This window comes from Pseudomonas sp. GL-R-26, assembly GCF_019947365.1.
Classification (GTDB): domain Bacteria; phylum Pseudomonadota; class Gammaproteobacteria; order Pseudomonadales; family Pseudomonadaceae; genus Aquipseudomonas.
Genome location: NZ_JAGYGI010000047.1, coordinates 19,238 through 29,993 on the forward strand (window position 1 = coordinate 19,238; position 10,756 = coordinate 29,993).

Annotated in this window: 11 protein-coding genes and 1 pseudogene; 6 read left to right on the plus strand and 6 right to left on the minus strand. The window is 54.9% G+C overall.

Annotation, left to right across the window (positions count from 1 at the left end):
* Positions 1 to 332: 332 nt before the first annotated feature.
* Positions 333 to 671: a hypothetical protein gene (locus KGA96_RS28090; protein ID WP_046040518.1), complete on the minus strand. Its 339-nt coding sequence runs from the start codon at positions 669 to 671 to the stop codon at positions 333 to 335.
* Between the two features lie 315 nt (positions 672 to 986).
* Between KGA96_RS28090 and KGA96_RS28095 the strand changes: the two genes are divergently transcribed.
* Genes KGA96_RS28095 through KGA96_RS28115 form a run of 5 tightly spaced genes read left to right on the plus strand, consistent with a single transcriptional unit; the run spans position 987 to position 6,036 of the window.
* The gene (locus tag KGA96_RS28095) at positions 987 to 2,459 is read left to right on the plus strand and encodes a cytochrome c oxidase subunit II (protein ID WP_223515804.1); all 1,473 of its coding nucleotides are present in this window, start codon (positions 987 to 989) and stop codon (positions 2,457 to 2,459) included.
* 49 nt (positions 2,460 to 2,508) lie between these two features.
* Positions 2,509 to 4,284 (plus strand): cytochrome c oxidase subunit I, encoded by a 1,776-nt coding sequence (ctaD, locus tag KGA96_RS28100; protein ID WP_046040485.1) that lies wholly within the window; start codon positions 2,509 to 2,511, stop codon positions 4,282 to 4,284.
* The gene (locus KGA96_RS28105) at positions 4,281 to 4,973 is read left to right on the plus strand and encodes a cytochrome c oxidase subunit 3 (RefSeq protein ID WP_046040486.1); all 693 of its coding nucleotides are present in this window, start codon (positions 4,281 to 4,283) and stop codon (positions 4,971 to 4,973) included. Before ctaD ends, KGA96_RS28105 begins: the two co-directional genes overlap by 4 nt.
* A 6-nt stretch (positions 4,974 to 4,979) precedes the next feature.
* Positions 4,980 to 5,705, plus strand: coding sequence for a heme-copper oxidase subunit III family protein (locus KGA96_RS28110; protein WP_046040488.1), 726 nt, complete (start codon positions 4,980 to 4,982; stop codon positions 5,703 to 5,705).
* 13 nt (positions 5,706 to 5,718) lie between these two features.
* Positions 5,719 to 6,036, plus strand: a complete 318-nt coding sequence (locus KGA96_RS28115; RefSeq protein WP_046040489.1) for a cytochrome C oxidase subunit IV family protein — start codon at positions 5,719 to 5,721, stop codon at positions 6,034 to 6,036.
* 33 nt (positions 6,037 to 6,069) lie between these two features.
* Here KGA96_RS28115 and KGA96_RS28120 read toward each other — a convergent pair whose 3' ends face one another.
* From KGA96_RS28120 to KGA96_RS28135, 4 genes and pseudogenes are all read right to left on the minus strand, one after another.
* Positions 6,070 to 6,630 (minus strand): hypothetical protein, encoded by a 561-nt coding sequence (locus tag KGA96_RS28120; protein ID WP_046040490.1) that lies wholly within the window; start codon positions 6,628 to 6,630, stop codon positions 6,070 to 6,072.
* Between the two features lie 133 nt (positions 6,631 to 6,763).
* Positions 6,764 to 7,054: a hypothetical protein gene (locus KGA96_RS28125; RefSeq protein WP_046040491.1), complete on the minus strand. Its 291-nt coding sequence runs from the start codon at positions 7,052 to 7,054 to the stop codon at positions 6,764 to 6,766.
* A 629-nt stretch (positions 7,055 to 7,683) separates the two neighbouring features.
* Positions 7,684 to 8,091, minus strand: coding sequence for a hypothetical protein (locus KGA96_RS28130; RefSeq protein WP_185754774.1), 408 nt, complete (start codon positions 8,089 to 8,091; stop codon positions 7,684 to 7,686).
* Positions 8,092 to 8,589: 498 nt separating this feature from the next.
* A pseudogene (locus tag KGA96_RS28135) lies at positions 8,590 to 8,826 on the minus strand (formaldehyde dehydrogenase, glutathione-independent); the annotation flags it as partial.
* 580 nt (positions 8,827 to 9,406) lie between these two features.
* Between KGA96_RS28135 and KGA96_RS28140 the strand changes: the two are divergent.
* Positions 9,407 to 10,510, plus strand: a complete 1,104-nt coding sequence (locus KGA96_RS28140) for a GlxA family transcriptional regulator (RefSeq protein WP_046040493.1) — start codon at positions 9,407 to 9,409, stop codon at positions 10,508 to 10,510.
* A gap of 82 nt (positions 10,511 to 10,592) precedes the next feature.
* Here the strand turns inward: KGA96_RS28140 and KGA96_RS28145 are convergent.
* Positions 10,593 to 10,756, minus strand: a 164-nt coding sequence (locus KGA96_RS28145; RefSeq protein ID WP_223466535.1) for an NAD(P)(+) transhydrogenase (Re/Si-specific) subunit beta, incomplete at its 5' end; no start/stop codon positions are given.

A 10,756-nucleotide genomic window follows, 5' to 3' on the forward strand; every position in this document is an offset into this window, starting at 1 on the left:
AAAACTCAAATGAATTAACAAGCTGCGTCTGAGGGTTTCAAGCGAGAAAAGGGGGGAGGGGGAATGTTCCTCAAATTTGGTGGCAAACGACTGGTTGGGTGGGTGTAGTACCCCATTTATGGAGAGAGTCGCGGCCCTGTTTCACCGATCGCTTTTGGCAGGGGCTACTTGCCCCTGAGGCAAGGTGGATTTAACGGGGCGGGAAGGGCCGCTTCTGTCTGTAGTTTCAATCGGTCGAAGCAACACACCGAATTCTGTTTAAAAGACCAGTGAGTTTTCGGCACCGCACATTACCCCGCGGAGAAACTCCGATGCCGGGAATTAAGTAACCGCTACTCAAGCAGTTGATCAATCAACACCGCGTTGGTGTAGATCAAACTGCCGTCACTCGCTCGGTGCCCGACCAGATGAAACTGACCGCGCTCGTCGTGCAAATAGACACGCATCTGGCAGTCGGACAAGGGGGCGTATCCCTCGGGCATGATCAAGTCCATCGAGTCCATATCGACATCGACCATGGCTTCACGCTCGTGGGTCTTCTGCAAGCGCTCTTCGGCCTGCTCCAGACGGACATGCAGAGGTCCGTCGACGTAGAAATGGACTTCCCCCATCGGGGTGGACTTTTGGGCGCCGCTGGTTTTGCACCAGCCTTCGATCGTCAGGGCACTCATGACGAAACCTCCCATGTGGATTGTTGGAATCGGTAGCTATCGTTGCTTCTCAATGCCTTCACTTATGTTTGATGACTGCACAAGGGCAGGGTTCGACTTTTGGCGCCGCTTCTGGCCAATCCCTGGTGTCCGTCATCAAAAATTCAGTATAGCCGGTCGCCGGGCCTCACCTGCCAACCTCACGGTAAACCGGATGGGCTCTATACTTCCTACTGACTTTGCCGCCCGGATGGGTGGTATTTGTCTGCCCTGCTTGGACGTCAGTGGCGATGCGTTTGCATAACCAATGAACAACAGGAATAGGATGAAGAGGAAATGGCAGTAGCAATTATCCTGATACTAATCGTTATTGCATCAGTGCTATTCCACATACTTGCGCCTTGGCAGGCGACACCGGCGGCTTCCAACTGGGGGTCCATAGACACCACCCTGTTCATCACCTTGATCATCAGCGGAATATTTTTCATTGCCATCACGGTATTCATGGCAGTAGCGGTGATGCGGTATCGTCACAAGGAGGGTGCCAGGGCGGCCTACCAGCCAGAAAATAAAAAGCTGGAACTATGGTTGATTATCGTTACCTCGATTGGTATTGCCGGGATGTTGGCGCCAGGGCTGGTTGTCTACAACGATTTCGTCCGGGTGCCTAAAGAGGCTTACGAACTTGAAGTAATCGCCCAGCAGTGGCAGTGGGCCTTTCGTTTTACCGGCCAGGACGGGAAGTTGGGCAAGTCGGATATCAAGTTTGTTGATTCCGCCAACCCCCTCGGCCTTGATCCCAAGGATCCTGCAGGGCAGGACGATGTGCTTGTAATGAATAATGAAGTTCGCCTTCCGCTCGATCGGCCGGTGAAAGTCTTGCTGCGCGCTAAAGATGTCCTGCACGATTTCTATGTGCCGCAAATTCGCAGCAAGATGGATATGGTGCCAGGGATGGTGTCGTACTTTTGGTTTACGCCGACTAAAACCGGAAAATACGAAGTCCTTTGCGCTGAATACTGTGGCGTAGGTCATTACAACATGCGCGGCCATATGATCGTGGAAGAGCAGGGCGTCTTCGATCAATGGCTCAAAGGTCAGCCGACTTTTGCGCAGACATTGACGACAGCTGCCAAACCCGGTCGAGACAGCGTGCTGGAAAAAGGCCGCCAGTTGGTCGAACAACTCGGCTGCAAGGCCTGCCATAGCCAGGATGGCGGTGCCAGTCTCGGACCGGGATGGAAGGGGTTGTACGGCCGCACTGAACAGCTTGCCGATGGCACCCGTGTGCAGGTCGACGAGGCCTACCTGAAAGAGTCGATTCTCGATCCGAAGGCCCGACTGGTACAGGGCTACCCGCCGGTCATGGTGGCCTATACTCTCAAGGACGATGAGCTGGGTGCTGTCATCGCCCTGATCAAATCACTGGGTGCTGCGGGGCAAGTCGATGAACCTTCGACCGGCGAAGCGTCGAGCCCGGGTGAAGACCTGGTGGCGCAGGGACAGCGACTGGCCGGGTCGCTCGGCTGTCTGGCCTGCCACAGTGTCGATGGCAACAAGGGCGTCGGCCCCAGCTGGCTGGGCCTGTATGGCAAGACGGAAACCTTTGCCGACGATACGAGCGTAAAGGTCGATGAGGGCTATATCAGAGATTCGGTTCTTCATCCCAATGCCAAAATCGTCAAGGGCTATGCAGCTGTCATGCCGGCCCTGGCTCCGAGTGACAAGGAGCTGGATGCACTGATCGCTTTTATCAAATCCAAAGCGAATGCTGACGCTGATTCGAACAAGGCGGAGCCAGGGAAGTAGCCGTAAAACAGCCAGGAATACACTGAAACTTCGGCAGGAGGATGACGTGATGGCCTATGCGGAGCAAGCCGAAACAGAAGCACTGCACGAGCCCAAAAGTTTCCTGACCAAATACATCTGGAGTCAGGACCACAAGGTCATAGCCATTCAGTATTCGTTGACGGCCATCTTCGTGGGGCTTATCGCTCTGGTATTGTCCGGCTTGATGCGCATGCAGATAGGCTTCCCCGGTAGTTTGGCGTTCATGGACGCCAGTACTTATTATCAGGCGATGACCATGCACGGCATGATCATGGTCATTTACTTGCTCACGGCCTTGTTTCTGGGTGGCTTCGGCAACTATCTGATCCCGCTGATGGTGGGCGCCCGCGACATGGTCTTCCCCTACGTCAATATGCTCAGCTACTGGTTTTACCTGGTGGCGGTACTGGTGTTGCTCAGCAGTTTTTTTGTCCCTGGCGGCCCCACAGGTTCCGGCTGGACGCTCTATCCGCCACAGTCCATTTCCCAGGGGACACCGGGGGTCGAGTGGGGCATTGTCCTGATGCTCGTCTCACTGGCGATTTTCATTGTCGCGGCCACCATGGGCGGGTTGAACTACGTCACCACAGTGTTGCAGGCGCGCACCCACGGCATGACCCTGTTTCGCATGCCGCTCTCGGTATGGGGCATCTTCATGGCCTCGATCATGGCCTTGTTGGCGTTCCCAGCGTTGTTTGTCAGTGCGGTGATGATGCTGTTCGACAAACTGTTGGGCACCAGCTTCTTCATGCCGGCGATGATCTCGCTGGGGCAGCAGCTCGATCACCAGGGTGGCAGCCCGATATTGTTCCAGCACCTGTTCTGGTTCTTCGGCCACCCGGAGGTCTATATCGTTGCTCTCCCTGCGTTTGGCCTGGTCTCCGACTTGATCAGTACCCATGCGCGTAAAAACATCTTCGGCTACCGAATGATGGTGTGGGCCATTATTGCGATTGGCGTACTCAGCTTTGTGGTCTGGGCGCACCATATGTATGTCAGCGGAATGAACCCGTACTTCGGCTTTTTCTTCGCCGTCACCACCTTGATCATCGCGGTGCCGACCGCGCTGAAAGTCTACAACTGGGTGCTGACCCTGTGGCAGGGCGACATCCACCTGACCGTGCCGATGCTGTTTGCCCTGGCCTTTATCGTCACCTTCCTGGTCGGCGGTCTGACCGGGTTGTTCCTTGGCAATGTGATTGTGGATATTCCGCTCTCGGACACCTATTTCGTCGTGGCCCATTTTCATATGGTCATGGGGGTTGCACCGGTCCTGGTGGTGTTCGGCGGTATTTATCACTGGTTCCCGAAAATCACCGGGCGCATGTGGAACGACACCCTGGGCAAGCTGCATTTCTGGATTACCTTTCTGGGCACCTACGCCATCTTCTTCCCCATGCACTACCTGGGTTTCCAGGGCATGCCACGTCGCTACTACGCCTATGAAAACTACGCGTTCATCCCGCAGTCCGCGCAAGACTTGAATGCCTTCATTACGGTGGTCGCATTGACGGTCGGCGTTTCCCAGTTGCTGTTCCTGTTCAACCTGTCCTGGAGTGCATTCAAGGGCAAGCCCGCAGGCAGCAATCCCTGGGGCGCGGCCAGCCTGGAATGGCAAACGCCGGACACCCCGCCGAAACACGGTAACTGGGGAGAGAAGTTGCCGGTCGTGCATCGCTGGGCCTATGACTACAGTGTGCCGGGGATAGAGCAGGATTTCGTGCCGCAAACGGTCTCCGCCGAGGAGCTGGAGCACATGCGGCAACTCAGTGCCGGGACCAAGATAGCGGACGTCAAGCCATGAACAGGCTGCTATTGAGAAACGCCGACGGCGCTGATCCTGGCGGCAGCTGGAGTCGCGACCCTGAGGGTATTCAGGCCGGCGAGGGTGCCGATAGAAGGCAAACCGCAAGGATAGGCCTGCGCTTGTTTCTGGTGGTGGTGAGTTCGTTATTCTTCCTCTTCCTGATCGCCTTTGTCGCCCGTTCACAAATGGCCGACTGGCTACCCCTGACAGAGCCTTTGGCGCCGTTAGGCAATCTCCGACCGCTCTGGCTGAATTCGGCTTTTCTGGTATTGAGTTGCATCGCACTGCAGTGCTCGCGCATGGCCGCCCGAAAGGCTCGGCTGGGCGCAACTGTCATTGGTTTTGCATTGGGGGGTGTCTTTGCCATTGCCTTTCTGGCGGGGCAACTCTGGGTCTGGCAGCAGTTTGTCGCCTGGGGCTACTTTGTCGCCAGCAATCCGGCCAACAGTTTCTTCTACCTGTTGACCGGTCTGCATGGGCTCCACCTGCTGGGCGGGCTGATCGCCTGGTGCTGGATCGTCGCTAAGTTCCTGCGTCATGTGCCACTGGCGCAACTCAGCGCCAGCGTAGAGCTCTGTGCCATCTATTGGCATTACTTGCTGGGCCTTTGGTTCGTGCTGTTCGCGCTGCTGGCCAGCTCGCCACAAACCTATGACGTCATCGCCAGATTCTGCGGCCTGAGGTGAACATCCATGGCATTGCTCCCGCAAGTCGAAGCCCAAGCCCAAGCCGAGATCAGTTCATCCAATCCACCAGGTTCGCTGCCTGCACCGGGATGGCAGGGCATCGCCAACGATTGGTCCTCGGATAAAGAGGCCTTCAAGCAGGTGCCCTGGGGCAAGGCGATGATGTGGATTTTCCTGCTCAGCGATACGTTTATATTCACCTGTTTTCTGACCGGCTACATGTCGGTACGCATGACCATCACCAGCGCCTGGCCGAACCCCAGTGAAGTGTTCGCATTGACGATCGGCGGCAGGGAAATCCCGCTTATCCTGATCGCCATCATGACCTTTGTGCTGATCAGCAGCAGCGGCACCATGGCCATGGCCGTCAATTTCGCCTATCGCCGTGATCGCGCGAAAACCACGGCCCTGATGCTGGCGACCGCTGCCCTGGGGGTGACTTTCGTCAGCATGCAGGCATTCGAATGGAGCAAGCTCATCGCAGAGGGGGTGCGTCCCTGGGGGAACCCCATGGGCGCGGCGCAATTTGGCGCCTGCTTTTTCATGATTACCGGTTTTCACGGACTTCATGTGTCAATCGGCGCCCTCTACCTCAGCATTGTGGCGCTGAAAGTAAGGCGCGGAGATTATGAGCGCTCCGGGAACTATCAGAACGTCGAGATAGCCGGGCTTTACTGGCACTTCGTGGATCTGGTGTGGGTATTTATTTTTGCATTCTTCTATTTATGGTAGAGGAGCACGGGTGATGGCACATGCTCAGGGTCAGCAACATCCAATCAGTTTGTACCTTAAGATCTGGGGGCTGTTATTCGTCCTCAGCACGCTGTCGTACCTTGTCGACTATTTCCACTTCCATGGTTACCTTCGGTGGACCCTGATTATTACTTTCATGTTGTTGAAGGCAGGTTTGATTGTCTCCATCTTCATGCATATGGCATGGGAGCGCCTGGCCATGGTCTACGCCATACTGGTGCCGCCTCTGTGTTTACTGGTGCTCATCGGGCTGATGGCCACCGAGGCAGACTATGTCTTCCTCAGCCGGGTCATTTTCTTTGGCCAGTAAGCAGCTTTTCGGATGGCCTTGAGTCTCCAGGCACTAACCCGATATCACTCGCTTGAACTGATGCCATTTGTGCTGCCAGGCCACTGTCCAGTGCGGGGCTGCCGCTCCTGTGCCGGCGATCTTCAGCTTCGGATGCTGATTGATTACCTGGTCCAGTACCGATTCCTGATTCGGTTCAACATCCACGAAGAAGATATGTTTGCCTTCTTTTACTGCCTGCTTGAAATTGCGGAAGTGAGTGTTCGGCACCTGGAACCCGAAAAAACCGCCTTCCCAGATGCAGAAGCCCAATACAACAATGGCAAGGAAGATAAAGGGCATCCAGCCTGCGGGGGATTCGGTCCAACCCATCCAATAGGCGCCAAGCAGGACCAACGCCGCGAGTGGCACACCGATCACCGCACCAATCTCACCAGAGTGAACAGCATCCTGTTCCATTAGTGAACTGATCTCGTGGAGGTGATGTTCTTCTACATCAGCGACTTTTTCACTTAGTACATGAATCTGTTCGGAATTGATGCCGCTGGCTTCCAATTCATATTCAACGGTTTCAAGATCGTTGAGATTGTCACTGATGTAATAGTGCCGGTTCATGCCACACCTCCCGTCTCGGGTTAGCTGTAGACCTCCTCTGTCCGGCAGCAGTTGGTAGTTGTACTGTGGGGAACGTTGCACACCCCGTGCAATTTGAAAAAAGTATAGCACTCGCCATCCTGCATACCGGTCGCTAGCTGATCTGCACAATGACCGGACCTTCCGTCACGATTGGCGGGTTCGCGTGGATATTCGATGCATTTTTCTGAATCCATTCACGCGCGACTTTCAGGCTTGCATCGCTGCCGGCCTTGTCCGTGCAAACAGTCACCGACGTGCCACCATCACCCGTATTCAACAGTGTGTAGCTGACGAGGCCAGGCACTGTCCGCAGGGTAGCTTCGACGTCGGCATTGCGCTCTTCCAACAGTTCGAAAAACTGCTTCGCTCCAGTACCCAGGTAGGTTCTTATCACCGCATACATAGTCGTCTCCCTTGGGAGTGCCGCCTTGGTGCCAATCCAGATCCGTTGATGGCCGCAATCACTTTAGGTTTCAGTTCGTCCTGATTTATTAAGCTTAGCCAAATGCTGGCGACAGTCGTATCGCAACGACCACCGGCCGCTTTTGGCTGATTGCTGCCTGCCACGACCGTCAGAGAACGACCCGAGTATCGGCCTCTCAGGATGGCAGGGGTTATCTGCTCCCTGGTAGCGGCAATCGCAGTAGCCACCCAGGCTATCGCAGCAGACACAGAGAAACCAAAACCTGCATCGGAGGCCACCAAGACTAAATCGCCCCTGATTTCATTCACAATGAATGACTGCACAGCTCATTGCTGCCTGTTGTGAAGGGGGGCCATCGACGGTGGATTCAACCGATCAGGAAGTGATGCAAGGGGGAAGTCGGAGAAATATCGTCTGGCTCTCGGTATTTGATGCTCCGACGGTGCTGCGGCACGACCTCCAGCTGATTGCAGTCATGCACAGCACCACTGGCCGCCTTGAATTTGGTGGCATAGGTGGGAGATGGGTAAGCCAAGATTTTACCTCAGAAAAGAGAACTGGCATTTGATCTTGCTATGGACGAGCTCCTAGACCTCTAGCCTTAGTCCTTAAAATAACCTGGTTATTTCATTCAAGACCCGATCCTGGATTTGAGTACTTGGTCTGTGGCGATAAGCCACTGCTAAAAAAGCAACTCCTTCGTAGTCGCAGCGGATCGAAAAAGTCATACCTTCACGAAACCCAAAGACTGATCTGTCTCCAGCATCAACAAAATATCTCGCTTTTGTAAGAGCCGCTCCGGCGTGCTTCAGGCAGTCAGTTTGGCTAAGCGAGTGTTGTATCCAGCTAGTAGTGACACGCACAGACGAAGTCTCGCTATCATCGATAGGTGGTCGAGTAATTTCTTTGGCAGGTGTAATAATATTTTCGTTACTGGTGCAAGCAGTCAGCCCCATTGAGATAACAGTAAATAAAAAGCCAAAACGAAGTCTCGAATGCTTAAGTGAGTTTCGCATCGCGGGGCGTTCCTCTGACGATGTGCAATGAATGAAGTTGCAGTCACTAATGTAATAGCGGATTTCTGATCTTTTGCTACCTGTCATCAGCGAATGCGACCAATGGTCGTACGTAGACCCGTCATGTGGTTTTTCTCGATTTTTAGGCTGACTAACCGAACATTCAGGTGAATCATGTCACCCAAAACGTACCTTTAGGTCACATCCCATATGTCGATAGTACGCTAGCTCAAGCCGCTCTAATGCATAATCCTTACCTGCCAAGGTAAGTTAAAAAGTGGTGGCGTCGAACGTACCTCGTGTCACTTTTTGCCTCACAAGACGTTTAACTTTGAGTTGCTTTAAATTGGCTTAAATTTTTAACGTGCTGAGTGAGGTAAGTTTGCAAGCTAAGTCTAAATTTGAAACTTTCCTGAACTTTGCAGTCGTCCGATGTGCTCAGTCTTTCGACTTTTATCAACATGACTAGATTTCCTTCGCATGGTGGCTCAGTCCCTTCGGACTTTGAAACATACCTGCCACATGTACCACGCCCATCAGCGAGTTGAGCACGGTGGCCGGGGCTTCGTGCTTCACGCCGTCATGACCATGACCATGACTATGGGCCTCGAAGCCGACGGCGTCGATGGCGCAATCCACTTCCGGTTCGCCGAGCAGTGCGGCGATCTGTTCGTGCAGTGGCGTGTCCAGGGACAGGTCGGCGATCTCGAAGCCCTGCGACTTTTGTCGGGCCATCAATGGATGTTCCTCGGTTGAGGTGAGACACGAGCGGCCACGGCCACGGCCACGGCCACGGCCACCGCCACCGCCACCGCCAAATCGTTGAACTCAGATACCTCCATTGCGCAGGACATGGGTGTGCCGCGCCAGCATGAAGCAGGCGCGGCGTATGTCAGGGTTTTCCTCGAGCGTAGTTACTGGTACGCCTTGTCCCGGTCACAGAGCACTTTTATCGAGCATGGCGCTTGTGCCAGCCCAAATCGGGGCATTGGTCATTATTTTATTCAAAAACCGACATGTGGATGTCGGTGACAAGTAAGTTGTCGTTTATAGACATCTCTCGCGTATATGCTACGAAAGTGCACAGCGTTGATGAGCGCAGGCACAAACTCAAGCGTTTTCCTTATGGCTCCCTCCCTGCAAACCCTCAGCTTAGAGACATTGGATGATGTCGTTTTTGGATCCGTTCAAACATATGTAACTGGGTATGACCTTTGCAGGTTGAACAGGAACAAACCCACCAACTTTTGGATGGGAGAATAAAAAGAGCCTTTGCCTGAGGCCAATCACTCGCTTTGTGTGAGGAGATACCGCGATGACGACGTTCAACTCCGGGGCCCAACCCCAGAACCGTGCGCCTCAATCCATCGGCTTTCTGCTGCTGGACAATTTCACGCTGATTTCTCTGGCGTCCGCTGTAGAACCGCTGCGGATGGCCAACCAGTTGTCCGGTCGCGAGCTGTATCGCTGGACCACCCTCACCGTCGATGGCGGCCAGGTCTGGGCCAGTGATGGCCTGCAAATCACCCCTGACGCCTCCATGCACAAAGCCCCGCCAATGGACATGATCATCGTTTGCGGTGGCGTCGGCATTCAGCGCACCGTTACCCGTGAACACGTATCCTGGCTGCAAAGCCAGGCCCGCAAGGCCTGCCGTCTCGGTGCGGTGTGCACCGGCAGCTGGGCCCTGGCCTGCGCCGGACTGCTCGATGGTTTCGATTGCAGCGTGCACTGGGAGTGCCTGGCGGCGATGCAGGAAGCTTTCCCGCGGATAGTAATGAGTACCCGTTTGTTCACCCTCGACCGTAACCGTTTCACCAGCTCCGGAGGCACCGCGCCGCTGGACATGATGCTGCACTTGATCAGCCGTGATCACGGGCGTGAACTGTCCGCTGCGATCTCGGAAATGTTCGTCTACGAGCGCATCCGCAACGAACAGGATCACCAGCGCGTGCCGCTCAAGCACATGCTCGGCACCAATCAACCGAAGTTGCAGGAAATCGTCGCGCTGATGGAGGCCAACCTCGAAGAGCCGATCGACCTGGACGAACTGGCGGTGTATGTCGACGTGTCCCGTCGCCAGCTGGAGCGGCTGTTCCAGAAGTACCTGCACTGCTCGCCGTCGCGTTACTACCTGAAACTGCGTCTGGTCCGTGCGCGACAGTTGCTCAAGCAAACGCCGATGTCGATCATCGAAGTGGCTTCGATCTGTGGCTTCGTGTCCACACCGCACTTCTCCAAGTGCTACCGCGAATACTTCGGCATTCCGCCGCGTGACGAGCGCGTCGGTTCCAATACCGCGCAGCAGGTGGCGATGATGCCGCTGCCGCAAGCATTGGTGCTCTCGCCGTTGGCCGGTTCGATGTCAGCTTTGAGCCAGGCACGTAACGAATCAACTTTTGCCAGCGTTCGTCTATAAATCTTCACCCCTATCCTGCGAAAGTGTGATGTTCGCAGGATAGGGGAGGGCGCTTCATTTTAGTGTTGCGCTGAGGCAGGACTTACTCGACGGCTTTGACCATGTCTTCGATGACCTTTTTAGCGTCGCCGAACACCATCATGGTTTTGTCCAGGTAGAACAGTTCGTTGTCCAGACCGGCGTAGCCACTGGCCATCGAGCGCTTGTTGACGATGATGGTCTTGGCCTTGAACGCTTCGAGGATCG